Source organism: Enterobacter sp. MF024 (assembly GCF_005843915.1).
Classification (GTDB): domain Bacteria; phylum Pseudomonadota; class Gammaproteobacteria; order Enterobacterales; family Enterobacteriaceae; genus Enterobacter; species Enterobacter barmai.
Genome location: NZ_VCBB01000001.1, coordinates 188,265 through 211,420, shown reverse-complemented (window position 1 = coordinate 211,420; position 23,156 = coordinate 188,265). Strand labels below are relative to the sequence as shown.

The 23,156-nt window shown below is 52.1% G+C and carries 33 protein-coding genes and 2 pseudogenes; 13 read left to right on the top strand and 22 right to left on the bottom strand.

Going from position 1 to position 23,156, the window contains the following annotated elements; translation table 11 throughout:
• Window positions 1-46: 46 nt before the first annotated feature.
• The 14 genes from FFB58_RS01180 to arsH form a co-directional block, all read right to left on the bottom strand.
• Window positions 47-220 (bottom strand): addiction module toxin, GnsA/GnsB family, encoded by a 174-nt coding sequence (locus FFB58_RS01180; protein ID WP_138368719.1) that lies wholly within the window; start codon window positions 218-220, stop codon window positions 47-49.
• Window positions 221-682: 462 nt separating this feature from the next.
• On the bottom strand, window positions 683-910 hold the full coding sequence (locus tag FFB58_RS01175; RefSeq protein ID WP_138368718.1) for a hypothetical protein: 228 nt from the start codon (window positions 908-910) through the stop codon (window positions 683-685).
• A gap of 508 nt (window positions 911-1,418) precedes the next feature.
• Window positions 1,419-1,769 (bottom strand): hypothetical protein, encoded by a 351-nt coding sequence (locus FFB58_RS01170; protein WP_138368717.1) that lies wholly within the window; start codon window positions 1,767-1,769, stop codon window positions 1,419-1,421.
• Entirely contained in the window at window positions 1,766-2,380 is a 615-nt protein-coding gene (locus FFB58_RS01165) for a glycoside hydrolase family 19 protein (protein WP_138368716.1), read from the bottom strand. The genes FFB58_RS01170 and FFB58_RS01165 overlap by 4 nt, the downstream gene beginning before the upstream one ends.
• 399 nt (window positions 2,381-2,779) lie before the next feature.
• On the bottom strand, window positions 2,780-2,935 hold the full coding sequence (locus FFB58_RS22830; RefSeq protein ID WP_171029916.1) for a hypothetical protein: 156 nt from the start codon (window positions 2,933-2,935) through the stop codon (window positions 2,780-2,782).
• An 84-nt stretch (window positions 2,936-3,019) separates the two neighbouring features.
• Window positions 3,020-3,355 carry a phage holin, lambda family gene (locus FFB58_RS01160; protein WP_039028981.1) on the bottom strand — a complete coding sequence of 112 codons (336 nt, stop codon included), beginning with the start codon at window positions 3,353-3,355 and terminating at the stop codon, window positions 3,020-3,022.
• Between the two features lie 483 nt (window positions 3,356-3,838).
• The gene (locus FFB58_RS01155) at window positions 3,839-4,030 is read right to left on the bottom strand and encodes a hypothetical protein (protein ID WP_138368715.1); all 192 of its coding nucleotides are present in this window, start codon (window positions 4,028-4,030) and stop codon (window positions 3,839-3,841) included.
• Window positions 4,031-4,982: 952 nt separating this feature from the next.
• Entirely contained in the window at window positions 4,983-5,597 is a 615-nt protein-coding gene (locus FFB58_RS01150) for a hypothetical protein (RefSeq protein WP_138368714.1), read from the bottom strand.
• Between the two features lie 13 nt (window positions 5,598-5,610).
• Window positions 5,611-6,639, bottom strand: a complete 1,029-nt coding sequence (locus tag FFB58_RS01145) for a DUF968 domain-containing protein (RefSeq protein ID WP_138368713.1) — start codon at window positions 6,637-6,639, stop codon at window positions 5,611-5,613.
• On the bottom strand, window positions 6,639-6,995 hold the full coding sequence (locus tag FFB58_RS01140; RefSeq protein ID WP_171029915.1) for a RusA family crossover junction endodeoxyribonuclease: 357 nt from the start codon (window positions 6,993-6,995) through the stop codon (window positions 6,639-6,641). The genes FFB58_RS01145 and FFB58_RS01140 overlap by 1 nt, the downstream gene beginning before the upstream one ends.
• The gene (locus tag FFB58_RS01135) at window positions 6,992-7,198 is read right to left on the bottom strand and encodes a hypothetical protein (protein ID WP_138368712.1); all 207 of its coding nucleotides are present in this window, start codon (window positions 7,196-7,198) and stop codon (window positions 6,992-6,994) included. The genes FFB58_RS01140 and FFB58_RS01135 overlap by 4 nt, the downstream gene beginning before the upstream one ends.
• Window positions 7,199-7,328: 130 nt before the next feature.
• A complete protein-coding gene (locus tag FFB58_RS01130) occupies window positions 7,329-7,574 on the bottom strand; it encodes a hypothetical protein (RefSeq protein WP_138368711.1) in 246 nt (81 codons plus the stop codon).
• A gap of 36 nt (window positions 7,575-7,610) precedes the next feature.
• On the bottom strand, window positions 7,611-7,844 hold the full coding sequence (locus FFB58_RS01125) for a DinI-like family protein (protein ID WP_138368710.1): 234 nt from the start codon (window positions 7,842-7,844) through the stop codon (window positions 7,611-7,613).
• Window positions 7,845-8,118: 274 nt separating this feature from the next.
• The gene (gene arsH / locus FFB58_RS01120) at window positions 8,119-8,817 is read right to left on the bottom strand and encodes an arsenical resistance protein ArsH (RefSeq protein WP_114387384.1); all 699 of its coding nucleotides are present in this window, start codon (window positions 8,815-8,817) and stop codon (window positions 8,119-8,121) included.
• Window positions 8,818-8,902: 85 nt separating this feature from the next.
• Between arsH and FFB58_RS01115 the strand changes: the two genes are divergently transcribed.
• From FFB58_RS01115 to arsC, 3 genes are read left to right on the top strand one after another with little or no spacing between them, the layout of a single operon-like run.
• A complete protein-coding gene (locus FFB58_RS01115; protein WP_114387385.1) occupies window positions 8,903-9,223 on the top strand; it encodes a transcriptional regulator in 321 nt (106 codons plus the stop codon).
• 44 nt (window positions 9,224-9,267) lie between these two features.
• Window positions 9,268-10,557 carry an arsenic transporter gene (locus tag FFB58_RS01110; protein ID WP_138368709.1) on the top strand — a complete coding sequence of 430 codons (1,290 nt, stop codon included), beginning with the start codon at window positions 9,268-9,270 and terminating at the stop codon, window positions 10,555-10,557.
• A gap of 12 nt (window positions 10,558-10,569) precedes the next feature.
• A complete protein-coding gene (arsC, locus tag FFB58_RS01105; protein ID WP_114387387.1) occupies window positions 10,570-10,995 on the top strand; it encodes a glutaredoxin-dependent arsenate reductase in 426 nt (141 codons plus the stop codon).
• 142 nt (window positions 10,996-11,137) lie between these two features.
• Here arsC and FFB58_RS01100 read toward each other — a convergent pair.
• The 7 genes and pseudogenes from FFB58_RS01100 to FFB58_RS01070 form a co-directional block, all read right to left on the bottom strand.
• Window positions 11,138-11,377, bottom strand: a pseudogene (locus FFB58_RS01100) (DUF977 family protein); the annotation flags it as partial.
• Window positions 11,378-11,380: 3 nt separating this feature from the next.
• Entirely contained in the window at window positions 11,381-11,800 is a 420-nt protein-coding gene (locus FFB58_RS01095) for a PerC family transcriptional regulator (RefSeq protein WP_138368707.1), read from the bottom strand.
• An 18-nt stretch (window positions 11,801-11,818) separates the two neighbouring features.
• The gene (locus FFB58_RS01090) at window positions 11,819-12,559 is read right to left on the bottom strand and encodes an ATP-binding protein (RefSeq protein WP_138368706.1); all 741 of its coding nucleotides are present in this window, start codon (window positions 12,557-12,559) and stop codon (window positions 11,819-11,821) included.
• Window positions 12,560-12,561: 2 nt separating this feature from the next.
• Complete coding sequence (locus tag FFB58_RS22825) at window positions 12,562-13,323, bottom strand: DnaT-like ssDNA-binding domain-containing protein (RefSeq protein WP_286172531.1); 762 nt, start codon at window positions 13,321-13,323, stop codon at window positions 12,562-12,564.
• A pseudogene (locus tag FFB58_RS22980) lies at window positions 13,321-13,587 on the bottom strand (DUF1376 domain-containing protein); the annotation flags it as partial. The gene FFB58_RS22825 and the pseudogene FFB58_RS22980, both read right to left, overlap by 3 nt.
• Window positions 13,588-13,641: 54 nt before the next feature.
• Window positions 13,642-14,241 carry a toxin YdaT family protein gene (locus tag FFB58_RS01075; RefSeq protein WP_138368705.1) on the bottom strand — a complete coding sequence of 200 codons (600 nt, stop codon included), beginning with the start codon at window positions 14,239-14,241 and terminating at the stop codon, window positions 13,642-13,644.
• Window positions 14,241-14,474, bottom strand: a complete 234-nt coding sequence (locus FFB58_RS01070) for a YdaS family helix-turn-helix protein (RefSeq protein WP_138368704.1) — start codon at window positions 14,472-14,474, stop codon at window positions 14,241-14,243. The genes FFB58_RS01075 and FFB58_RS01070 overlap by 1 nt, the downstream gene beginning before the upstream one ends.
• Window positions 14,475-14,596: 122 nt before the next feature.
• Here FFB58_RS01070 and FFB58_RS01065 point away from each other — a divergent pair, with 122 nt between their 5' ends.
• The 8 genes from FFB58_RS01065 to FFB58_RS01035 all read left to right on the top strand — a co-directional run bounded on the left by FFB58_RS01065 (window position 14,597) and on the right by FFB58_RS01035 (window position 20,516).
• The gene (locus tag FFB58_RS01065; RefSeq protein WP_286172415.1) at window positions 14,597-15,001 is read left to right on the top strand and encodes a helix-turn-helix domain-containing protein; all 405 of its coding nucleotides are present in this window, start codon (window positions 14,597-14,599) and stop codon (window positions 14,999-15,001) included.
• A 277-nt stretch (window positions 15,002-15,278) separates the two neighbouring features.
• Entirely contained in the window at window positions 15,279-15,401 is a 123-nt protein-coding gene (locus tag FFB58_RS22975; protein WP_286172414.1) for a hypothetical protein, read from the top strand.
• Entirely contained in the window at window positions 15,398-15,580 is a 183-nt protein-coding gene (locus tag FFB58_RS01060) for a DUF1482 family protein (RefSeq protein WP_138368702.1), read from the top strand. Before FFB58_RS22975 ends, FFB58_RS01060 begins: the two co-directional genes overlap by 4 nt.
• 165 nt (window positions 15,581-15,745) lie before the next feature.
• On the top strand, window positions 15,746-16,081 hold the full coding sequence (locus FFB58_RS01055) for a hypothetical protein (protein WP_138368701.1): 336 nt from the start codon (window positions 15,746-15,748) through the stop codon (window positions 16,079-16,081).
• Between the two features lie 3 nt (window positions 16,082-16,084).
• On the top strand, window positions 16,085-16,426 hold the full coding sequence (locus tag FFB58_RS01050; RefSeq protein WP_171029913.1) for an Rrf2 family transcriptional regulator: 342 nt from the start codon (window positions 16,085-16,087) through the stop codon (window positions 16,424-16,426).
• A gap of 137 nt (window positions 16,427-16,563) precedes the next feature.
• Window positions 16,564-19,107, top strand: coding sequence for an exonuclease (locus FFB58_RS01045; protein WP_138368700.1), 2,544 nt, complete (start codon window positions 16,564-16,566; stop codon window positions 19,105-19,107).
• Window positions 19,108-19,159: 52 nt separating this feature from the next.
• Window positions 19,160-19,405: an excisionase gene (locus FFB58_RS01040; protein ID WP_059359847.1), complete on the top strand. Its 246-nt coding sequence runs from the start codon at window positions 19,160-19,162 to the stop codon at window positions 19,403-19,405.
• Window positions 19,386-20,516: a phage integrase Arm DNA-binding domain-containing protein gene (locus FFB58_RS01035; RefSeq protein ID WP_138368699.1), complete on the top strand. Its 1,131-nt coding sequence runs from the start codon at window positions 19,386-19,388 to the stop codon at window positions 20,514-20,516. The genes FFB58_RS01040 and FFB58_RS01035 overlap by 20 nt, the downstream gene beginning before the upstream one ends.
• Before the next feature lie 117 nt (window positions 20,517-20,633).
• Here the strand turns inward: FFB58_RS01035 and icd are convergent, their stop codons facing one another.
• Window positions 20,634-21,884, bottom strand: a complete 1,251-nt coding sequence (icd, locus tag FFB58_RS01030; protein WP_039029011.1) for an NADP-dependent isocitrate dehydrogenase — start codon at window positions 21,882-21,884, stop codon at window positions 20,634-20,636.
• Between the two features lie 117 nt (window positions 21,885-22,001).
• Between icd and rluE the strand changes: the two genes are divergently transcribed.
• Entirely contained in the window at window positions 22,002-22,673 is a 672-nt protein-coding gene (gene rluE / locus FFB58_RS01025; protein ID WP_138368698.1) for a 23S rRNA pseudouridine(2457) synthase RluE, read from the top strand.
• Window positions 22,666-23,139 carry an NUDIX hydrolase gene (locus FFB58_RS01020; protein WP_138368697.1) on the top strand — a complete coding sequence of 158 codons (474 nt, stop codon included), beginning with the start codon at window positions 22,666-22,668 and terminating at the stop codon, window positions 23,137-23,139. The genes rluE and FFB58_RS01020 overlap by 8 nt, the downstream gene beginning before the upstream one ends.
• Window positions 23,140-23,156: the final 17 nt, after the last annotated feature.

Here is a 23,156-nt window from a genome sequence, read left to right as displayed (position 1 = left end):
GCAATAAAAAAGGCCGCTTTTGCGACCTTGTGTTTAGAAGGTGAGATTAAAGTAGTTTAATTTTTACGTCGTAACCTTCAAGGCCTGTCATCGTTTCACGAGCAACAAATTGAATTTCAGAAATTTCTTTTCCGGTTTTTTTTCGTAGTTCTGAAATTTTTTTGGCTATCAGAGCAGCAATGTCTTCTTCTGCCTTTTGCGTCAGATCTTCAATTTTCATTTTTTACCTCTTCTAATTTATTTACCGTTTCCATTCTCCAGAACGGTGGCAGTTTTTGATTAATAGTCCTCAACCATAACTGTATATAAATTATAGACCATCAATATTGCAGACGCTGCATGCACAAGGAAATCGCTTGCATAATCATTTGCATAGCGACCTCACCATGTTAGTTCTGCTCACGTTGATGTCGATAAAAAGCCCCTGTATCACTACAAGGGCTTTGGGCATATGGTGCCGGGTGCCTCCCGGTGAGCCATTGGGGTAACCACCCGTGACTCGCTGCTTCAGACTTTCATGATGAGCGCCAGTGAAGAAGAGTCATCAGGTTAATTAGCCCCACCGCTTAGGGGGATTCACCATAGTTTGATGTTAGCGGAAAAATTCTCACCAACCTGTTTCATTTCCATAAAAGCTCGCTTGCAACACAAACTTTCTTTTTAAAGCCAGGTTTCAACTACTTTACAGAAATTTATTCACTGCATTTACTACTTCATCACGCGAAAGCTCCCTGTCAGAAGCGACATATATTTCAATTTGATCGCCCGTAATGGAGTGAATACCTGCAAGTGATATTGGCAAATGCATTTCTTCGCCACCAGGATAATTTCTCGCAATCGTAGTAACACCCTCCAGAGTCTCAACGACCTCTGCAGGGTTTGAATTAAAGAAAACCAGAACCTTTTTCATAGATTTGCCTCAATCCCGTCATACGTCTGTCTTAAGGCAAACGTGTTTTTGACATCGCTAAACGCTAATTTTTAGAAAAGGCCATGCAAATGCATGGCCTTTATTAGTACCGCTCATCTTTCAAGTCTTGATGCTCCGGAGCCACCCGGGAGAGCAAGGACTGAATGCTAACCGATACACCAGCCTGAATGACTATTCAGGTAAGGTGGGTTGAGTCTATACGTTAAAAAAAAACATAAACTCAAAAAAAAGGAATGGTTGTATTTATACCGCAGGATGGAACATATATTGGCATATATGCTTCCGATATAGCATATTGTTCTACTTTTTTTGCATGAAGATATTTTTTCAAGCCAACCCGCATATGAATTTTGCTATTGGGAGTCCCGATATTCATTTCACAGCGTTGTACCAGGCCTGCCAGCGGTATTTATCTAGCCGCAGCTGGCGCAGGCATTCCGCAGTTTCGATATCAGTCTGCAGGTCTTCGTCGCTATTGGTACCTGCATTACTTGCCCTGCACGGCTCCTGCATCAAATCCGCTGATGGAGTTGGCAGTGTCGATTGCACGCTGGCGCAGCTGCACAGCAGCATCGTCAAACTGGCACACAGTACGATCCGGAGACTGAACATATTTCACCACGTCACGGGTTATGGTTCGGTAGATGATCCGGCCTTCGTCGCTGGCCTGCGCGGCCTTCTGCTCAACAGGCTGAATCGCCTTCTGTGCTTTGGCGCGCTTATTGGCGGCCAGGGCGTTGATGTAGTCGGCGTGGGCACTCCAGCCAGAACGCCAGGCGATTATCCCGGTGACCGAGATAGCGACCACCAGCGCCAGCAGCACATATCGCAGCTTCATGACAGCGCCGCCTGCGCCCGACTGTAGCGCACCTTACGGTCAGCCAGCCCATTCTGCCCGCCGTTGATGATCTGAGTGACGCGCACGATATCTCCGGAGTACAGCAGGCAACCGCGTAACGCGAAGAACCAGGCCGCCGACCGGGCAGCGTGTCGCTCCTGCTCCAGCAACTCTGGCGTACTGACCAGATCCAACTTGAGGGCAGTGCCGCATTTGGTGTAGTTCTCACGCCCGGTGATCTGCAGCAGGCCACGGCCACGATATTTCCAGCCGTCGCCCTCAGCGATGTTGCCCATGCGTCCGCCGTATACCAGGTTGGCGATTTGAGACTGACGGGCCGTCTGCTTACCATCAACGCGGCCCAGCATCTCGCACTGATACGCCGTCAGGCGCTTGCCAAAGGTTTTCTTCAGGCCGTCGACCGAGTAGTTGAAGTTCTCCACCAGCGAGGTAAAGCCTGCCGACTCGTGACCCAGCTGCGCGATGAACATGGCCTGATCGTTAACCGCGCTGATGCCGAACTCTTTCATTGCCGCGTCGATATGCGTATACCAGCGCGCAGCTAACCCGGCGCTTAGTCCAGCCGCCTTCTGAAATTGTTTCTGATTCACTACTAACCCCTTATTAGGATCGGCGAGCATTAAGCTCCCTTGATGCTATGCAATCTATAAATCGAAGACATAAAAAACCCGCAAAAGCGGGACGGAAAATTTATGTTAATCAGTCAGCTTAGAGGTGGCTCTGTTAAACTGCTCTTTGAGCTCGTCGATGTGTCAGCATCGGCGCACATGCGAATGAGGGATAGCTGATTACCTCTGAAGGAGAAACTATGTGGGTTATTCATCAAATTTCATTTCTTAATCCAGAAACTGTCTCAACGAATATCAAACCAACACTTCACCTTACCGACAATCAGGGCGAAGGACGATCCATCAAGATTGATATGAGCCCTGAAGACATTCGCAAACTGTCCATAGGTCAATTGGAAGATATAGCTAACGGAAGGCTAACTATTGCTGAGGCTTTGCAATAGCCTGACTAAGCTTGGCAATGTCACTTGCCACTGAAGAATCAATGCAACTCAATGCGTTATTAGTATTATCGAGTTGCATTTTCAATTCTTTTACCTCTTTTTCTATTGCCTCTATGCGTTGCTCTAAGGTCATAATAATTCCTCGGAAACAGGAGAATGAAAAAACGCGACGGTTAACAAGTTGCCTACAGAAATTGTGCTTGTTTCATGGGGTTCCTCACTTGGTGTCACCACCAAAGCGGACGTTAATAACTCGGTTTGCCACCGAACGGACCTGCTCGACGCCGACAAAGCCCAGCGCCCCGCCGATTGCAATGGAGAGGGATTGAGGAAGGTTTACGTAATCCAGAGCGGATACAGCCGTTAACGTCATGGCGCCGCACATCAGGCCCTCCAGCAACATCTTTTTCCAGCCGCCGCCGCCGTAGGCAATTCTCAGCACTGCCATCACCACTGAAAGCAGTACAGCGCCAATGGGTGTTTCACCACGCCACCAGCTATGGAGCAGATCAATTAACTCCGTCCAGGAGTGAGGGTCGTTGTTCATTTTCATGTCTCTCACCTCGCTTGTTCGCGGGTGTCGTATGGGAAGGGGTCAGGCTCTCCGGATGAATTAACGACAGGACCTTGATGGGGGTTCCGGGAGCCTGAGATAAAAAAAGGCCCGCGTTTTAAGCGGGCCTAACTGAGTTGGAAATCTAAGTAGGTAGGCATTTTACCTCGCCATCATCCATACAGCAGCTGTGTCGGGCAGCGTTACTGGTCGGTCAGGATGTCCGGTTAATGGTTCTGGCTTGGCTCACGATTAAATAATAGCACTACTAACGAAGCGCATACAAAAAAGCCTGCTTTACTAGCAGGCGATATTTAACTCAGAAATGGAGAATAAGACAGGTGCCCGGTGCCTCACGGTGACTCGTTACCAGTTATACGAGCCGCAAGCATATTTACACTTTCATCAACTGGATTGCCCCACCGCACAGGGGGATTCACCACTTTTAAGCCTACACTATATATTGAAACGCAGCGGCCTTTTTTAAACGTGTGGCGGTGTTAATGGCCCAGCTAAAATCTCAGCCTCTCCGTTATCGCAAATATCATCGCCCTGTGTGAGGTGCCAGATACCTGTGATGATTCTGCCTGTTTCAAGGTCTTCGGTTTCGCCGTTGGTGTAGTAGGCAACCTGAACCCTGCCGTTGTGCTGTATCCAGTAGAAACCTTCTTTCATAAGGATTGTCCTCTGCAAGCTCTGACAGAACTCTTCAAGGCGACATTATCTAATCTGTAAGCCGGAATCCAGGCTTGCTGTGCGCTACATAATCTACATCAGGGCGGACAAAGAAATGCATGATTGGGTGTGATGCCGGGTGCCTCCCGGTGACTCTGCGCCAGACCACAGAACCGCGCTCTATACACCTGCCATGTCTGGTCGCCCCGCCGCATAGGGGGATTCATCACAGGCACAGCCTAGTCTTCTTCCTGCCATAAAGCTATTTATATTTGTATATTTATTCAGTATGAACAAAAAGACCAACAGTGCTGTGCTAGCCAGGGTCATGTAAAACAAAAAGGCCGCCAATCGGCAGCCTTAGAAATAAATGATATTGAAGATGTGATGCCGGGTGCCTCCCGGTGACTCTATGCTAGACCACAGAATCGCGTCATTCACCTCCCAGTCTAGTCGCCCCACCGCTTAGGGGGATTCACCACAGACGCAGCCTAATCGCTTTCCTGCAATAAAGCTAACTTTATCTGTTTATTTATTCAGTATGAACGAAAAAGACCGGCGGTACTATGAAGACCAGAATCATATAAAACAAAAAGGCCGCCAATCGACAGCCCTGTAAATAGATGATGCTGAGGTTGTGGTGCCGGGTGCCTCCCGGTGACCCTGTGCTAGACCACAGAATCGCGTTTACAAACCCGACTCGTTTTGCCTAGCCGCCCCACCGCTGAGGGGGATTCACCACCCGCGCACTGTACGTGGCTTGCATCTTAAAAGATACATATTATTTACTATTTATTAATAATAAAAAACCCCGCCGGAGCGAGGTTTCGTAATTTGTTTGATAAAGGCTTTTCGTCGCTGCCATCGTGGCGCAGCTCTGCCAAGCATGAATGAATTATTCATCTTTCTGGCCCGTTTTCAATATAAATTGAAATATATTTTAATTGGCCTCTCAGTTTTGCTCAGCTTTCATCTGCCGGTGTACGCTCAAAAAGACCTTTGCCTGGAAGATTTCAAGGCACCAGCGCACGCGTTTACGCGCTTCGCCGTCAGTTAGCCAGGGAGCCACGTGCTGCAATTCACGGGTGATGTCGGAGATCTTCTTCCGGGTGGTATAGAACTGCAGGCCAACCAGGTACACCGGGTCGTGCAGGTCGAAGGTGTTCAGCATGGTCTGCTCGATAAAGTCAGCATCATCGCGGCGCTCGCTCTCTTCGATTAACGTTGACAGGGTCACCGGCCACAAAATGGCCCGGGCACGCAACGCCGCCTGCACGCCACGGAACCCCTCTTCCCTCGCCTGCCCCAGCGCCTCAGTGATGCGCGACAGCTGACTGTCCGACCACTCCGATTGCTTAACCTCAGACCAGAACTGGCTGCAATTCTCTAGGCGGTATTGCGCGCGGGTTTTACCGCCGACGCATTCGCCCCAGACCGTCAGCAAGGATTTGATCCACGCTGACTGAACACCCGTTAATGGCGTGAACTTGCCGAGCCAGCTTTTGCGCGGTGCAGATGCTGCTTTACCCAGACCTTCGATATGAATGCGGCGTTGACGTGGTGTCATCCTGTACTGCTCCTTAAGCCAGAACGCCGAGCGCAAAGGCCCGGTCCAGCACTCTGATTATCATTTCCGGCTGAGTACCGTGCTTACGCTCGAATTTCACCGGATCGTTATGTAGTTCGGTATGGTGCTGACGGCACAGGGGGATCACGAGACTGTCGTGCGCCTTCGTTCCCATGCCTCCCTGGCCCCAGCCGATTAGATGGTGTGGATCATCTGACGGCCTGCCGCAGCACTCGCAGGGCTGCGTCTTAACCCATGCCAGATATTTGGGTTTATCCCAGCGGGTCCGTTTTGGCCGCTTCATCAGGGTCTGCGGGGACTCGGGATCCACCAGCATGCCTACGATTGGTTTAATGGCTGGTGCTGGTGGTACGCCTGCAGGTAATGAGCGGGCCTTCTCGGCGATGATGCTGGTGGCCGGTACCGCCGGTACGATCTCGCTCTCGCGGTAAGTTTCTTTCGCGGCAGGCAGACGTAAAGCTTCGCGGGCAACTGATTCTGGAAGCGCCTCGATAACGCCTGCACGCACAGCCCACCAGCACAGTTCAGCCAGAGAAATCTCTCGGGTTTTGTCGAGCGCCAGCGCGTTGCGGGCAATGTCCAGCACCCAGTTGATAACGTTCTGGCGCGCCAATTCTGCCAGGCGTTCGGTGAATTGCTCGCGCAGCTGGTTGTCGCAGTGGCCGCAGAGGAGAATCGCACCGGGCTCATGCCGCATGGTGGTCAGTTCGTGATAGTGATAGTCGCTATGCGGGTACTGGCAGGTGCCGCCGCCGTGTCGCAGCAACCAGTATTCCAGGCCAGCCAGCCCACCAGCAGCAGTGATCACTTTTCCGTTGAGGAAGAAAGGCCGCAGAGCCGGGTTAACCGCCAGCGGCTGACGCAAATCAGGCACCCGTCCGGTCTCAAAGCTGGTCATGCTGTCTGGCTGGCTTTCCACCAGCACGCGTCCTGAAATGAAGATGGGCATCAGCTCGCTGCCGGGCTTCAACAGCACAACGCCCAACTCCCGGGCGATAACCGGTTTCAGCAAGGCGCGCATCAGGCGATCTCCCCGATGATAATCTGCCCTACTTCTCCCCAGCGCTTCGTCACGCGTGAATCCCAGACATGGGCGTCATCCGCATAGATGGCGTCCATCAAGGCTTTCTCCAGATTATCTTTGTCAGGCTTCTGTTGGTGGGGTTTCCCCGCCATCTCCTGGCGCTTCTTCTTGCTCCAGCTCGGGGGCATCGGAAGGATAAACGTAATGTGTGAGCCTGCTTCCGGTAGCTCGACGCCCAGCAGCCGAACGTGATCGCAGAATGCGCGGTACCGGAGAACCTCCGGCCGCTTTTTCCACTTATCAGCGCGCGTCATCCTGGGCTTGCCCATCGGGGTGATGTTGTAGGTCTTCACGCTTCCCTCCAGAGCTTTTGCTGGAAGGTTTTATCCTGCCGTGGGGCTCTGTTTGCCTCAGGCAGATAGGCGGTGAGCGTCCAGTGGGTGAGATCGAAATCAAGGCTGCGCACAGTCCGCACGTCATTGACGCGATAGCGGGCCTCGAGTTCGTCCACTTCTTTCGTGGTGAGCTGAGTGTGAATAAAGCTGGTTTTCTTCATGCTGTCACCCCTGAGTGAGCATGCAAAAAGAAACCGCTGATTCCGAAAGGAACCAGTTTAGATGTTTTTTTGGTAGGTTTTTGCGCCATGGTATCTCTCCAGTGGCGCAGCAGGTATAGGTTGTTCAGGCCTATGACGGGAGTTTAACAGAATTAAGCGAAACGCGGTAACCTGCCCGCTCCAGCATCTGCGTAAAGAGAGTTGGCGACCCTACAATCTCATCATCCAGAAGCGGCGTAAACGACACCTCATCACCTCGCCTGTACATCAGCGCGCGATCAAATTCAGGAAATGAGTGCAGCCGTGCAACGATAACCCCATCGTGACATCTGATGACTGCATAACCCTTTTTTGGAAATTTTTCTGTTTCTTTCACCGCACCCTCCACCCAGGAAACTAATTACATGCTGAATTAATAAAACCAGTCGTCAGCGCTTTCCCAGGTCTGCTGAAGGATTTCTTCAACCGTCTTTTTAATCTCTTTCTCACCACCATAAACACTTAACCCATCCGAGCCTGCGCGACGTATCACCAGACTGCAATCATCGAAATGGTTCTGGAGTCGTTTTAATAGTTCTTTTTCCAGAGCCGGGACAGCGCCCTTAGGAAGTTCTTTAGTTCTATCAATGCTTAACTCAACTCTCATAATAGCCTCCGCTGCATTTACTGTATGAATATACAGTATACCTGTAGGCCGGTTTGATCAATGCTTTAGGCACACAAAATGCCAATAAGAACTATGAAAAATGAGAGCATAACCCCGTTTGCCGCACGGTGTGCAAATCGCTCGTTCCAGTCTGTAAAGTTCAATAAGCGCTAACAGAGTCCCGCTTACAGGGGAAGTTAAAGAATAACTTCCGTTTTGTGCCAATAGCGGACGTTATTAAGCTCATGCAGTATGGATTAACGAATAAAAGGCATTATATTTTGTCCTGATTTACACGGGATGAAAGCTCCTGATGGCTCTCTTTTCGCTCGCTGTAACGATCCGCAAGATAGCCGGTTTGTCCCTTAAGCAGCAGCGTGATTTTAAACAGCTCCTCGGCTACATCGACGATGCGGTCATACCATGACGAAGGTTTCATACGTCCATTTTCATCGAATTCCTGCCAGGCTTTAGCCACAGAAGACTGGTTGGGGATCGTAAACATCCGCATCCAGCGGCCCAGAATACGCATCTGGTTCACTGCATTGAAGGACTGGGAGCCGCCGCAGACCTGCATTACCGCAAGTGTTTTGCCCTGTGAAGGACGAACCGCGCCTTCACTTAATGGTATCCAGTCGATCTGCGCCTTCATAACTGCGCTCATAGCCCCGTGCCGTTCCGGAGAACTCCACACCATCCCGTCACACCATCTGACCAGACCGCGTAGCTCTGTGACTTTAGGATGCGTGTCCGGAGCATCATCCGGCAGGGGTAAACCGGAGGGGTTAAAGAGTTTTACTTCCGCGCCCATTGCCGTCAGCAGGCGACCAGCTTCTTCCGCGGCAAAGCGGCTGTAGGAGCGTTCCCTTACTGAGCCATACAGGATTAGAATCCGTGGCGGCTCCTGCAGGTGCAGGCGTTCAGCGATGTGTTGATCAAAGCATTCGGTGTTCAGGGCAGGAAATTGTTCCATTTTTCTCCTCCGGAAAGAATAGATGATTTCAAAGTCAATACATATGATTTACCATATGTATATTCTAAAGGGAATGGAGTGATAAATGCTACAACCTGTTCAGCTTTTCAAAATCCTGTCGGATGAAACACGGCTCACCATCGTCATGCTTCTCCGGGAGTCCGGTGAACTGTGCGTCTGCGATATCTGCGCGGCCACCTCCGAATCGCAGCCCAAAATCTCGCGACATATGGCTATCCTGCGCGAGGCCGGGCTGGTACTTGACCGTCGTGAAGGCAAATGGATCCACTATCGTCTGTCACCCCACATACCGGCATGGGCAGCTGAGACAATCACTACGTCCTGGCAGTGTATGCGGGAGGATGTGCGTGAATGGCTGGATAAATCAGCCTGCACCTCCTGCTGAGAAAGAAAAACACATTTACATAATCATATATAACGGAGTCTGAGATGCTTCTGGCAGGGAGTACATTTTTACTGACGCTGGTACTGGTGATCTGGCAACCCAGAGGCCTGAGTATTGGCTGGAGCGCGAGTATCGGGGCTGTGCTGGCGCTGGGAACCGGTGTCATCCATATCGCTGATATTCCCGTTGTCTGGAATATCGTCTGGAACGCGACAGCAGCATTTATTGCAGTCATCATTATCAGCCTGCTGCTCGATGAGTCCGGCTTCTTTGAATGGGCTGCACTACACGTCTCCCGCCGGGGTAACGGACGTGGCCGCCTGCTGTTTACCTGGATAGTGTTGCTCGGTGCCGCTGTTGCTGCGTTGTTTGCCAATGACGGCGCCGCGCTGATCCTGACGCCGATTGTGATTGCGATGCTGCTTGCACTGGGGTTCAGCCAGGGCACGACTCTGGCTTTTGTCATGGCCGCAGGATTTATCGCAGATACGGCCAGCCTGCCGCTCATTGTTTCTAACCTGGTGAATATCGTCTCGGCGGACTTTTTCGGTCTGGGCTTTACGCAGTACGCCTCCGTTATGATCCCTGCGGATGTGGCAGCGATTGCGGCCACCCTGGTCATGTTGCATCTCTTCTTCCGCAGGGATATTCCGGCCACGTATGACGTTTCGCTGCTGAAGACGCCTGCCAGTGCGATCAAGGATCCGGCAACCTTCAGGGCGGGCTGGATTGTCCTCTTATTGCTGCTTGTCGGTTTCTTTGTCCTGGAGCCGCTGGGGATCCCGGTCAGTGCGATAGCAACGGCTGGCGCAGCAGTGCTGTTTGTGGTGGCGAAAAGAGGTAATGCCATCAACACCGGGAAAGTCCTGCGCGGTGCGCCATGGCAGATCGTTATTTTCTCGCTCGGCATGTACCTGGTGGTCTATGGCCTGCGCAATGCAGGGCTCACGGATTACCTGTCTGGCGTGTTGAATCTTCTGGCAGATAAAGGGTTATGGGCAGCGACGTTCGGCACCGGTTTCCTGACGGCATTTCTCTCATCGGTGATGAACAATATGCCGACGGTACTGATTGGCGCGCTCTCGATTGACGGGAGTACGGCGACCGGCGTCGTCAAAGAGGCAATGGTTTATGCCAATGTGATTGGCTGCGATTTAGGCCCGAAAATCACCCCGATTGGCAGTCTGGCAACCCTGCTGTGGCTGCATGTGCTTGCTCAGAAAAATATAAAGATTACCTGGGGATATTACTTCCGTACCGGCATTGTCATGACTGTGCCGGTGCTGTTTGTTACTCTGGCCGCGCTGGCGTGGCGGCTCTCTGTCACTTTGTAATGAGATACTAATATGAGCAATATAACCATCTATCACAACCCGGCCTGTGGCACCTCACGCAACACGCTGGAGATGATCCGCAACAGCGGTAACGAACCGACGATAATTTATTATCTCAATACCCCTCCGACCCGGGATGAGCTTATTAAACTTATTTCAGATATGGGAATTACGGTGCGCGCCTTGCTGCGTAAAAACGTTGAGCCTTATGAGCAACTGGGACTTGATGAAGAGAAATTTAGTGATGAGCAGTTGATTGATTTCATGCTTCAACATCCGATCCTGATTAATCGGCCGATTGTCGTTACGCCGCTTGGCACTCGTCTTTGCCGTCCTTCAGAAATAGTGCTGGATATTCTACCGGAAGGCCAGAAAGGGGCGTTTACCAAAGAGGATGGCGAGAAGGTCATTGACGAAACGGGGAAGCGGGTTAATTAATCAACCCACTTCAAAATATCGGACGCCTGTTTACGCTATGCTGGCGCCCGATTTTCGCTCATAACCGCCCTAAAAATCCTTACCGGGCGGCTTGGTAATAGTTGATCCTCAAGCTTTAGTTTCATTTCGCCGTCATACGATGGGTGTAACGCTCCATGTCAAAGTCGATAACTGCCCGCTGGTCGCGGAAGACGCCGCAGCGTCCGTGGCGGATAAGATGACCCTGCTCTATGGCAGCCCGGATGTACTTCTCGGCGGTGGTGCGATGCAGGCCGAACATGGCGACGACATCACTGGTCGTAGCGCGGCCATTCTTTCTTACCAGCTCAATAATCCAGGCGATGAACAGGGTACGTTCCCTGTGTGTTTTTGGTCTTGGCATCAGTCAGGCCCTCCCCGCCTGGCGCAGGCACTCTTTGCGGCGTTTGGCGATCCGGGCAACCTCCACAGAGCTGCAGGCAATGCCGAACATGTCCGAATACACCGCTGCAGCGCGGCGCCACAGCCCCTTTTCTTCCAGCGCCTTCGCTTTCTGTTCAGCGGCCTGCATCTTCACCGGGTCGCTTTTCTCCTCCATGCACGGAAGGATCACATCCGGAATATCGGCATGTGGTACCGCCGCATAGGTGTACTGAACGCTGTTGCGGGAGCGGGTTATCACTCCGTCGTCACTCAGCTCGCGCAGCAGTTTGCCTGCTGTTGCACCTGACATATCCAGCGCTTCGGAAACATCGCCGACGGCGCAGTTCGGTTGGTAGCGCACAAAAACTGCCACCTGCTCTTTCTGGGTTAATGGTTTGGTCATTGGTCAAAACTCGTTTAGTTATTTCACAAGCCGTAAATGGCTCACGTTTTTGCGGTAACTTCCCCAGGTGAAATTCACCCAGATGCCGTTATCCATGGTCAGGCGATCCATTGCGCGCTCGCCAAGCGTTTTCGATAACTCCTCAAAGTTCAGGTTTGTCAGCACCCCCACAGGTTTCATTGCCGCCAGGCGGCGATCGATAATTTGATTCAGCAGCACCCACTCGTTACGTGTATCTCGCTGCACCCCAACTTCATCCAGCACCAGCAGATCCACTTTGCAAAGGTCGTCCAGCAATGCAGATTCGGACTGCCCCTCGTCGTAGCACTTGCGTGCACGCAGCATCAGGTCAGGAACGGTCACCACCAGAACAGTGTGATTACGCTGCAACAGGAAGTTGCCCACAGCTGCCGCAAGATGGTTTTTCCCGGTACCGCAGCCGCCACTAAACACAAAGCTGGCAAAACCGCTGCCGAAGTTCTGGGCGTAACTCTTTGCCAGCGTCAGCGCATTCTTCTGCCCCTCGTTGCTGACCTGGTAATTCGCAAAAGTACAGTTGCGGTGCAGATCGCAAATACCGGAGCGGCCAAAAATCTTCTCTGAACGTGCGCGCTGATTTTCTTTCTCCAGCTCCGCCGCTCTCTTACGCCCCTCCTCCTGCTGCCAGGCCATCAACTCCGCGGCGCTGGTAAACTTTGGCTGAATGCCTTCGGGGATCAGCCGATGAAGGCGCCCCAGAATGTCGCTCGTCGTTTTCATCGTTACCCCCTGAATCCCGGTGGTATTGCATTGTCAGGTGTCGATACTGACAGGGCTGGCTGGCGGCGCTGGCCTTTTGCCTGCACCGATGCTTTGGCGCGAGACGTTCTCAGACTGGTCGCAAAGGTCTGCTCCCACTGAATTTGGTGTTTTACTTTTCCCTCGCACTGCCAGTAATCGCGGAACTGCTGCAGCTCTACAGTGGTATACCCCGGATGCTCACCAAGGTTGATGCCCCATAGCGCAGCCTGACCTACGAAATCAGCGCCGGGGATCCAGTGGCTGGTGATCGGAAATTTTCCAAATGGTGGGGAAAATTGGTCTTGCGCGCTCTCCTCTCTCTCTGGGTTTTCTTTTAGATCTGTATCTGTATCTGTATCTGTATTTGTAGTAGCCGTAGGAGCGCTACAGTAGTCATCTACGTAACTACGCGTAGCATCTACAGTCGTTATTTCTCCTGCTACAACAGCCAAAATGACCGCTTTAATGCACTCGCTTTCAGTAAACCACTCGCCCTCAACCCGATACTGTTCAAAAGCGGCGTGAATTGAGCTCTCCGACTTTTCTACGGTCTTTATCGTAGCTACTACGGACAAATCACTACCGTAGTTCCTACGTAGTTCAGAAAGGCGAGCCCAAGGGTTTTTGGAGTAGCCAATTTTTATCAGCCCTGTGGCGGGATTTTTGATGAAATAGACATATCCATTGAAGCCCTTCAGGGTGTCTCCACCCGGTAACTTTTTCCCGCGGGGCGAGGTGAGCACTGCTTCGATATCACGTTCGATACGCAGGTGGATCCAGCTTTCGCCATCATCTTCAAAGAACTCTGTAAGAACGGGCTGAAGCTCAGCCCAGCGCGAATCAGATACGCGAGCAATCTTCGCCAGTCGGTTTTTAGGAATTGGCCTTCCTGTCTGCCAGTAATTGAACATCAGCAGCAGGTAAGCCCCGTGCTCTTCTGTAGACAGATGCATGGTGTCCGCCAGGTAATCAGCAATGTAGAGTTGCATATAGGGCAGCGCTGCCATGTTTACTCCTGTTGCCCGGCTTGCCGGGTCGTATGGTCATTGGTCAAAACTCGATTACGTAAAAAGTGGAGCCAACTCCTGAAGGTGGGCGATCACAACACCGGCCAGTTCTCCTGGCATCAGAGCTGCGTTGGCAAGAAGGTTTTCAAAACCTTCCTTCGCCTGCTTTTTGCTCGGTAGGCCCAGCAACTTCGCCTGGTGGTGCTCACTACTTTCTTTCATGGCTCTGGCCACTAATTCTTTCTCGCGTTCCACCAGCTCCATCTCATAAGCTGCTTTCTCTTCTTCAGTTTTTTCATCGAGTCTCCAGCCATGCTTCTTGGCGATTTCAAGCGGCATTGCCATGATGATTGAGTTCGCGAGTTGCATGACATAGGCGGTGTATTTGCCGGAATTGGTTTCGTTTTTCAGGTAGCGGTAAAGGTTTTGTTTATTCACAGTGATCCCCCGCCCACCGTCTTTTGCCCATTGCTCGGCCACCAGCTGCGTAACAACATCCTGAGACTGACCCGGGATAGTTGCCTCCCACTCACGAACGGCAGACAGAATCGTGCGATGGCGCGTTGAGTCCCGGCGCCGATGCTCAATCTGATTTCGGGTTTTCAGCGGAGCGGCGTTCTGCCGGTTAAGATGTTCAAACGTTACTGATTGCATTATTTGGCTTCCTTTTGAGGCAAACCATCAGTGGGGTTCGGGTAGAGATCAGGGCGCAACTCGTGCGGAGTTACCTGCCAGTCCAAAGCCCTGCAGGCATTAAGAACTTCAGTGCTGGCAACTTGAGTGCGAAACCAGACTGATACTGTCTGCGAGTTCTTACCTAGGCGACGAGCAAGTTCAGACTGACTTCCACACAAAGAAATAATTTTTTGTTGAATGGCTTCGTTCATGGTTCCTCCTAGTTTAAGAATCACATGATTGATAAATAATTTGTCAATGTCAAGAAACTTAATCAGTCACAACTGAAAAGAAACTTTGTATGCTTGCTGATAGGTTTAATTTGGATCCGAATATGAACTTCGAAGAACGACTATTAAGAGCTCTTGAGGAAGCTGGCATATCTCAATCTGAGTTAGGCAGGAGAGTTGGCGTCAATTCTCAAACAGTCAGTAACTGGTGTAATACAGGTAACTTTCCTCGCAAGGAAAAGCTCGCATTATTCCCTCAAGCCCTTGGAAAACCACTGTATTGGTTCTTCATGACTGACGAAGAAGAGGCTCAACTTAAGGCCACTACTGCCAGCAAAACAGTGTTAACTGAAAAGCAGGCTGCTTTACTAGAGGTGTTTGATCAGCTTCCAGAGGTAGAACAAACACGCTTCGTTCAGTCGGCTAGCGATCGCCTCGAAGAACTCGATAGGTTTATGGCAGAGTTCTTGAGCAAGAGAAAAATAGAACCGACCCCGAGCAAAGACTAAGACAGAACAAAAAACGCCGCTTTTAGCGGCGTTTTTTTTGTGCCTCACCAACCTAAAACCCCTTCTAAAACAATCATTGAAATAAAATATGTCATAATCAGTTTGACTGATGACAAATTTATTTGTAGTCTGATTTCACAAATTCAGTCATCCAGGCAGGACGCCCACGTAGTAGCTGCCGGCGGCACATGAAACACCGGATGAGATGACAAAAACTAACGCGCAGCAGGCTTTACCGTTCCGTCGGCCAGACGCAAAGGGCAACAAGGAGATAATCATGATCGACTACGCACGTAACCCCGTTGGGCAGCAGGCTATTCGCCTCAACATCGTTGAAGTTTTGATCCGCAAGTTCTGCTACCTCATGGCGCAGAAAGGTAATCCAGAGCTCAACGCATGACGCCTCTCTTCGCCTTAATCGTTACCGTCTGCGCCCTCACCGGGGAATGCTCAGACATCATGCTCGGCGTTTATAACACCGAGGCGGTTTGTGAAGCAGCTGCCGCAGAGCAGCACGTGAAAGGACAGTGTTACCCATACAAATCGGCTGACGACCAACAGCCAGCGTTACATTTTTAATCGAGTTTCGACCAATGGCTGTTACCAGCCTGATGCCAGGTGCACATGGCATCGTGATGGTAATCCCGCCATCTCAACCAAACAGGAGTCGATGACCTGTTCTGGTTAAATTGGAAAAGTTGTCTTTGCCCGTCACCCGTGGCGGGCCTTTTTTCCGGAGGATTTATGTCAGCAAACGAACTGGCATTGCGATACAGCAGCGCGCCAGCCGAGCAGTTAATTGGCGTTCTGCCTGTTCTTGAAGTTAAAGAGGCACTGCGGGTTGAAGTCGAAGAAGAAGTGATGGATGACGTCTGGCAGGAGCACCAGTTTGAAATGGAGGCTGTTGAGGAGCAGACCGAGGAAGCGAACCGCCTGGCTCAGAAGTTTGAACTGGTAGCGGAGACGTTCGGGACGGCGATTAAGCTGGCACTGACCCTTCCATACGGCGAAGCGATTCAGGTTCTGCAGGATGCTATTGAAGATAACCCTGGCTACGGCCGGGATCCGGTGAAGGGATAGACCATGGAATTTGGAATGAAACGAGTCATGGCATCTGTCCAGGCTGTTGCGGTTCTGGAAAGAATCTACTGCGGCAAGCCAGTGCCCCTCGCAACACTGAGTAAAGAATCGAAGCTCTCGGTTTCCTACCTGGAGCAAATTTTTAAGCGACTGCGCAGCGGCAAGCTGGTCACTTCGCACAGAGGACCGGGCGGCGGATATAGCCTTCGTGAAGGTGATATCTCAGTTTCAGCTGTCATCCGCGCAGTCAGCAAGATCCCGTCGAATACCACGTTCGACCCGGTGCTTGATGCACTTGATGGAGTGCTTATCTCTCAGCTGGCGAACAAGCCCAGCGCCCAATAAGCACAAAACCCGCGCAAGGCGGGTTAAGTACCCGGTCAGCCGACCAAAGCTTTCCGGAATCGAGTTTTGACCAATGACCACTACCTAAGCAGCGCTCATTAGCTGTTGGGTATCTTACACCCAAACGAGGCTCCAAGATGGAATTTTTTTATCATATTAAGGCGACTCAAAAATCCGGCAAACCTGACGGTGTTATCTGGTTCAGTGCCAATACGGCGTCACGCGCTGCGCTGCAGCTGGACGTCGCGCTGGAAGATGTAGGTATCGAAACTGGCCGCGGTAAAGACTACGCCAAGCCTGTCCGCACCGATTTCCCGGTGTTTAATGACCTGCCCGAAGAAAGCACCATCGATTACACCTGGTGTGAGCGCTATACCTTGGCCGACGACCAGCGCACCTGGAACGTGATCCCCGGCACTGCGCCACAAGTTGAGACCGCCCTCGCCCCGGCCAGCACCACCACCAGCGATGCGGATCTGCCTGCCGCGCCGGCAACCTCCATTGATACCGCAAACGCCGGCAGCACCTCTCTGCTTGAAAATCGCACCCCGGCTATCCGCTTCGCCGTCCATTTGCTGGGAGACAAATACCATTCTGAGATCAGCCAGGAGCAGCAGATCGTTGCCAACGAACTGGCGTTTGATGAGGGAAATGTTTACTTCCAGAACCTGCTACAGGCCAAAAATGATGTTCCTGAGTTGGACGATCTCAGCTTGCACGCCGAGTGGAAACTGGTGCAGGCCGTCAAAGACGTTTTCCCGCAGGATAAAGAACACGAACCCGCGCTGCTGGCCGCCTTCATGTCGGGCTGGATTAAAGCCGACGCTGGCGATCGCAATCAGCTGGTTGATGACTGGAAGAGTGGAAAGCTCCCGGCCAAGGATGAACCGGACTACTGGTATGAGAACGGCCTGCGGGTACTCAAAAACGACGATGGGTCTACTCGTTACGCGGTATGCAAACTGCCGTTTCGCCAACAGCTGCTGGCTCAACTGACTGTGGACGAACTGCGCCATCATGTCACCCGCGGCGAACATGCGGAACTGCATGCGCTGGAGAGTGATACCGACAATAGCTATGTCCAGACTCTTCTGCTTGCTGCTGAAAGCTGCCCAGAGTTGAAGGATTTCGATACCAAGGCCCTGTGGAGCTATACCGACGCGATCCGGAAAGTATTCATCCAGGAAAAACGTCAGGAACTGGCTCTGGTTCTTCGCTTCACCAGAATGTGGGTTGCCACTGAAGACTGTGACCACGAAACCCTGACCAGTGAATGGGCTGCCGGCCATCGCACTGAAGCTGTCGGTATTTCCAAAGACCAGCAATCAGAAGAGCCACAACCTTCCGAACCCTATAAACGCGCGGTGCCGCAGAACATGGCGAACCTGAGCATCGAGATTGCGATCGCCTTGCTGTACCCGGATACCATACCCGGCAAAATTAACCGCGCGCAGCTCATGGCGGCCAAAGAGCTGGCTGACAAAAAAGATGAGGCCCACGCCAGAGCGCTTAAGGTGCTCGGTAAAACATCTGACATTACCGATTACAACGCTGACAGTATTTTTGGTATTTCCCGTGCAATCCCCTGGGGTGGAGAGATAACCACGGTCGAACTGCGTAAGCAGGTTCGTGAATGGTTCACCGCGAACGGCATCTATGAAAATGGCGAGCGTTCGAAGGGCTATCCAGAGTGGGATGAAGATCCCCGTGCAGACCGCCAGGCGATAGTGGAAGAGCCAGCAACTACCAGCCAGCCGCAGGTCGCGAACCTCGGCGGCGGCGTCTTCTCCATCGAAGGCCTGATGAACGAAAACAAACCACAAACAGATGACCGTTCACCGGTTACAGAGGAGACCACTAGCGATGTGCAGATGGAAACGACTGACCCGGCGGAAGGAGAAAGTGTTGACGCGGTTCCACCAGGCCAAGGCGCTGATGCAGCAGCTGCGCAAACAAATGCCGTAGCGGGAACCATATGCACTGGTTGTGGTACCGAAGGCGGCGGCGGTTGCCCTGACTGTGGCGCCGCGGTTGGCGATGCAACTTCTATGGGAATGGAGGCGGGTCTGGAAGAGGAACTGGAGACTCTGGGGGCTGATACCTCAAACTCGGAAACCATGTTCACGCACATGATGGTGGATCTCGAGACAATGGGTAAAAAACCGGGCGCGCCGATCGTTTCTGTGGGGGCAGTATTCTTTGACCCGGCCAGCGGGAAAACCGGTGCTGAATACTATCAGGTGATTAGCTTGGAATCGTCGATGTCATTCGGGGCCAGGCCAGATGCCAGCACCATCCTCTGGTGGTTGAAGCAATCGCCGGAAGCACGATCTGCAATCGTGGTGGATGATACGGTCGGCCTGGTGGAAGCGTTGGAGCAATTCCTCGACTTCATTGCTGAAAACGCGGCTAATGGCTCGAAGAATGTGCAGCTCTGGGGGAACGGTAGCTCTTTCGATTGCTCACTTCTGGAAGCAGCTTTCGAACTAGCCGACACGCCTTTCACGATCCCGCACTGGAACTATCGGGATGTTCGTACTGTTGTCGAACTGGGCAAAGCTGTTGGGCTGAACTCGCGCTACGACATCCCTTTTGTAGGCGATCAGCATAATGCCCTGGCCGACGCCCGCCACCAGGTCAAATACGTATCAGCTATCTGGCAGCGCCTGACAGCAATCTGATTTCAGTTTTTCAGCCAATGGCCCGTTTCTGGGCCATTATGAGGTAAAGCATATGATCCAGATGTTAACTCTCGAAGAATGGGCCGCTGAAAAATATAGAAGCAACCCTCCAAGCGTGTCGACACTTCGACGATATGCGAAGCAGAATCAGTTCTCTCCACCTGCTATGAAGCAGGGCCGCTTATGGCGTGTTCGTGAAGATGCTGAACTGGTAGGTGAATTGACTGCGCCGGTAGTTAAGAAGAACGACTCCATATTGCTGCAAAGGATTTTGAACGATGGCTGCCAGACCACGTAAAAACAATGTATCTGTTCCGAACCTTTACCCCCTCTACAGCAGGAAGGTGAATAAGGTTTACTGGCGTTATAAACATCCAATCACTGGCAAATTCCATGCGTTGGGCACTGATGAGGCCGAAGCTGTAGCGATCGCCACGGAAGCAAACGAGCGCCTGGCAGAACAGAGGACCCGGCAAATTCTGGCGATCAGCGACAGGATCGCCACCAGCAAAGGTAAGGCGATTACGGTATCAACATGGCTCGACCGATACTGGAAAATTCAGGAAGAGCGTCTGGCGACGGGCGATATCAAGCTGAACACGTTCAAACAGAAAAGCAAGCCGGTTTCGTTGTTGCGAGAGCGTGTCGGAATGAAGTTGCTGCCATCAGTGGATGTCCGCGATATCGCCCAATTGCTTGATGAGTACGTCACAGCCGGTCAGCCGCGAATGGCCCAAGTAGTTCGGACAGTGTTGGTTGATATTTTTAAAGAAGCGCAGCATGCGGGTGAGGTTCCTCCGGGTTACGATCCTGCCTCAGCGACCAAAAAACCCCGCCGAAAAATCACCCGCCAGCGCCTTAGTCTGGAGGAATGGCAGAGGATTTTCGATATTGCAGACAGCACCCATCAATATATGGGGAATGCAATGCTGCTGGCATTGGTGACGGGCCAGCGCCTCGGTGATATTTCCAATATGAAGTTTAGCGATGTTTGGGATGATCACCTGCACGTACTTCAGGAAAAGACAGGGAGCAAAATTGCCATCCCTCTCTCGCTTCGCCTCAACGCAATAAACTGGAGTTTGCGGGATATAATTTCTCGTTGCAGGGATTATGCGGTCAGCCCTTATCTGGTTCATTTTTTCAGAGCCACCTCTCAAGCAGAACGAGGCTCGCAGGTTAGATCCAATACGCTGACCACAAATTTCAGCAAGGCACGTGACAAAGCAGAGATACCACTGGAAGAAGGCAAGACGCCGTCTACTTTTCACGAGCAGCGTTCTTTAGCGGAAAGGTTATATAAAGCGCAGGGTGTTAACACGAAAGAGCTTCTTGGACATAGGTCCCAGCAGCAGACTGATGGCTATCATGATGACCGTGGGAAGGACTGGACGACAATCGCGATATAGGATTTTGGGGTGGGGTTTTGATAACTTGTTTTGATAAACTTTTGATAACCGTTCGAAAGCTAATAATAAAAAACGGGAACCGTAAGGCTCCCGTTCGCATACAACCCGAAAAGCGGATTACATGTTTTCGATGATCGCGTCACCAAACTCTGAACATTTCAGCAGCTTAGCGCCTTCCATCAGACGTTCGAAATCGTAGGTCACGGTCTTGTTGTTGATCGCGCCTTCCATACCTTTAACGATCAGGTCTGCGGCTTCGAACCATTCCATATGACGGAGCATCATTTCTGCGGACAGGATGATTGAACCTGGGTTCACTTTGTCCTGGCCCGCGTACTTAGGTGCAGTACCGTGGGTCGCTTCGAACAGCGCGCACTCGTCGCCGATATTCGCGCCTGGTGCGATACCGATACCGCCAACCTGCGCCGCCAGGGCGTCAGAGATGTAGTCACCGTTCAGGTTCATACAGGCAATAACGTCGTACTCAGCCGGACGCAGCAGGATCTGCTGCAGGAACGCATCGGCGATCACATCTTTAATGATGATCTCTTTGCCGGTGTTCGGGTTCTTGATCTTCTGCCATGGGCCGCCGTCGATCAGTTCACCACCGAACTCTTCCGCCGCCAACTGGTAACCCCAGTCTTTGAACGAGCCTTCGGTGAACTTCATGATGTTGCCTTTGTGAACGATGGTCACAGAGTCACGGTCATTGGTGATTGCGTATTCGATCGCTGCACGAACCAGGCGCTTGGTGCCTTCTTCGGAGCACGGCTTGATGCCGATACCGCAATGTTCAGGGAAGCGAATTTTCTTCACGCCCATCTCTTCGCGCAGGAACTTGATCACTTTCTCTGCTTCTGCGGAGTCCGCTTTCCACTCGATACCTGCATAGATATCTTCGGAGTTCTCACGGAAGATAACCATGTCGGTCAGTTCAGGGTGTTTAACCGGGCTAGGCGTACCCTGGTAGTAACGTACCGGGCGCAGACAGACGTACAGGTCGAGTTCCTGACGCAGAGCAACGTTCAGGGAGCGAATACCGCCACCGACTGGCGTAGTCAGCGGGCCTTTGATGGCAACGCGGTAGTCACGGATCAGGTCAAGAGTTTCAGTTGGCAGCCAGACGTCCTGGCCGTAAACGTGGGTAGATTTTTCACCGGTGTAAATTTCCATCCAGGAAATTTTACGCTCGCCTTTATAGGCTTTCTCAACAGCGGCATCCACCACTTTCAGCATCGCTGGGGTTACGTCAACACCGATACCGTCACCTTCGATGAACGGGATAATCGGATTGTGTGGGACGTTCAGCTTACCGTCTTGCAGGGTGATCTTTTTACCTTCCGCCGGAACAACTACTTTGCTTTCCATTAACCTCTCCTTCGAGCGCTTCTGGTTGTTACTGATCTTATGTTAATAATTTGTAATGAGCCCATCGATAGTACCTGAATGTCTGGCGCCATGAAAGGCATTCGTTATTAGGCTATAATGCGGCAATTGATAACGTCTGAAAATACCATGCAGAAAACTTCTTTTAGAAATCACCGGGTTGAACGATTCAGCAAACGACAAGCGTCCAGACCGCGCAAGCAAAGCGCGCCGACACGCGTTATTTTGTTCAATAAACCTTACGATGTCCTGCCGCAGTTTACCGACGAAGCCGGACGCAGCACCTTGAAAGATTACATCCCTGTCCAGGGGGTCTATGCCGCAGGCCGGCTCGATCGCGACAGCGAAGGGCTGCTGGTGCTCACCAATGACGGTGAATTGCAGGCCAGGCTGACCCAGCCCGGTAAGCGCACCGGCAAAATCTACTATGTGCAGGTTGAAGGCGTGCCGGACGAGGCAGCGCTGACGGCGTTGCGTCACGGGGTGATGCTCAACGACGGTCCTACCCTGCCCGCAGGTATTGAGCTGGTCAATGAACCAGAGTGGCTCTGGCCGCGCAACCCACCGATCCGCGAGCGTAAATCCATTCCCGTTTCGTGGATCAAAGTGACCCTTTATGAAGGCCGCAACCGCCAGGTGCGTCGCATGACGGCCCATGTCGGCCATCCGACATTGCGCCTGATCCGCTACGCCATGGGCAGTTATACGCTGGATAGCCTCGCCAACGGTGAGTGGCGGGACGTAACTCAACAAGGAGAGCCTCATGTTTAAACCGCACGTCACGGTGGCCACTATTGTGCACGCCCAGGGCAAATTTTTAGTGGTGGAAGAAACCATCAACGGCAAGGCGCTGTGGAACCAACCTGCGGGCCATCTGGAAGCCGACGAGACGCTGGTTCAGGCGGCAGAGCGCGAGCTGTGGGAAGAGACCGGCATTCAGGCTAAGCCCCAGCATTTCATCCGTTTGCATCAGTGGATTGCCCCGGACAAAACGCCGTTTATCCGTTTTCTGTTCGCCATCGAGCTTAGCGAAACGTGCGCCACTGAGCCCCATGACAGCGACATCGACCGCTGCCTGTGGGTGGATGCTGACGCCATTCTCAACGCGACAAATCTGCGCTCGCCGCTGGTTGCGGAGAGTATTCGCAGCTACCTCTCCGGCCAGCGTCTGCCGCTGGAGACCATCGGGGAATTTAACTGGCCGTTTACAGAGGGTGTCAATGCCGGGGGCGCGTGATAGAATACGCCGCCTTG

Coding starts and splice junctions, on each gene's coding strand:
- FFB58_RS01180 (WP_138368719.1), bottom strand. CDS start 220: ATGAAAATTGAAGATCTGACGCAAAAGGCAGAAGAAGACATTGCTGCT.
- FFB58_RS01175 (WP_138368718.1), bottom strand. CDS start 910: ATGAAAAAGGTTCTGGTTTTCTTTAATTCAAACCCTGCAGAGGTCGTT.
- FFB58_RS01170 (WP_138368717.1), bottom strand. CDS start 1,769: ATGAAGCTGCGATATGTGCTGCTGGCGCTGGTGGTCGCTATCTCGGTC.
- FFB58_RS22830 (WP_171029916.1), bottom strand. CDS start 2,935: ATGACCTTAGAGCAACGCATAGAGGCAATAGAAAAAGAGGTAAAAGAA.
- FFB58_RS01160 (WP_039028981.1), bottom strand. CDS start 3,355: ATGAAAATGAACAACGACCCTCACTCCTGGACGGAGTTAATTGATCTG.
- FFB58_RS01155 (WP_138368715.1), bottom strand. CDS start 4,030: ATGAAAGAAGGTTTCTACTGGATACAGCACAACGGCAGGGTTCAGGTT.
- FFB58_RS01150 (WP_138368714.1), bottom strand. CDS start 5,597: ATGACACCACGTCAACGCCGCATTCATATCGAAGGTCTGGGTAAAGCA.
- FFB58_RS01145 (WP_138368713.1), bottom strand. CDS start 6,639: ATGCGCGCCTTGCTGAAACCGGTTATCGCCCGGGAGTTGGGCGTTGTG.
- FFB58_RS01135 (WP_138368712.1), bottom strand. CDS start 7,198: ATGAAGAAAACCAGCTTTATTCACACTCAGCTCACCACGAAAGAAGTG.
- FFB58_RS01125 (WP_138368710.1), bottom strand. CDS start 7,844: ATGAGAGTTGAGTTAAGCATTGATAGAACTAAAGAACTTCCTAAGGGC.
- arsH (WP_114387384.1), bottom strand. CDS start 8,817: ATGGAACAATTTCCTGCCCTGAACACCGAATGCTTTGATCAACACATC.
- FFB58_RS01115 (WP_114387385.1), top strand. CDS start 8,903: ATGCTACAACCTGTTCAGCTTTTCAAAATCCTGTCGGATGAAACACGG.
- FFB58_RS01110 (WP_138368709.1), top strand. CDS start 9,268: ATGCTTCTGGCAGGGAGTACATTTTTACTGACGCTGGTACTGGTGATC.
- arsC (WP_114387387.1), top strand. CDS start 10,570: ATGAGCAATATAACCATCTATCACAACCCGGCCTGTGGCACCTCACGC.
- FFB58_RS01095 (WP_138368707.1), bottom strand. CDS start 11,800: ATGACCAAACCATTAACCCAGAAAGAGCAGGTGGCAGTTTTTGTGCGC.
- FFB58_RS01090 (WP_138368706.1), bottom strand. CDS start 12,559: ATGAAAACGACGAGCGACATTCTGGGGCGCCTTCATCGGCTGATCCCC.
- FFB58_RS01075 (WP_138368705.1), bottom strand. CDS start 14,241: ATGCAATCAGTAACGTTTGAACATCTTAACCGGCAGAACGCCGCTCCG.
- FFB58_RS01070 (WP_138368704.1), bottom strand. CDS start 14,474: ATGAACGAAGCCATTCAACAAAAAATTATTTCTTTGTGTGGAAGTCAG.
- FFB58_RS01065 (WP_286172415.1), top strand. CDS start 14,597: ATGAACTTCGAAGAACGACTATTAAGAGCTCTTGAGGAAGCTGGCATA.
- FFB58_RS22975 (WP_286172414.1), top strand. CDS start 15,279: ATGATCGACTACGCACGTAACCCCGTTGGGCAGCAGGCTATTCGCCTC.
- FFB58_RS01060 (WP_138368702.1), top strand. CDS start 15,398: ATGACGCCTCTCTTCGCCTTAATCGTTACCGTCTGCGCCCTCACCGGG.
- FFB58_RS01055 (WP_138368701.1), top strand. CDS start 15,746: ATGTCAGCAAACGAACTGGCATTGCGATACAGCAGCGCGCCAGCCGAG.
- FFB58_RS01050 (WP_171029913.1), top strand. CDS start 16,085: ATGGAATTTGGAATGAAACGAGTCATGGCATCTGTCCAGGCTGTTGCG.
- FFB58_RS01045 (WP_138368700.1), top strand. CDS start 16,564: ATGGAATTTTTTTATCATATTAAGGCGACTCAAAAATCCGGCAAACCT.
- FFB58_RS01040 (WP_059359847.1), top strand. CDS start 19,160: ATGATCCAGATGTTAACTCTCGAAGAATGGGCCGCTGAAAAATATAGA.
- FFB58_RS01035 (WP_138368699.1), top strand. CDS start 19,386: ATGGCTGCCAGACCACGTAAAAACAATGTATCTGTTCCGAACCTTTAC.
- icd (WP_039029011.1), bottom strand. CDS start 21,884: ATGGAAAGCAAAGTAGTTGTTCCGGCGGAAGGTAAAAAGATCACCCTG.
- rluE (WP_138368698.1), top strand. CDS start 22,002: ATGCGGCAATTGATAACGTCTGAAAATACCATGCAGAAAACTTCTTTT.
- FFB58_RS01020 (WP_138368697.1), top strand. CDS start 22,666: ATGTTTAAACCGCACGTCACGGTGGCCACTATTGTGCACGCCCAGGGC.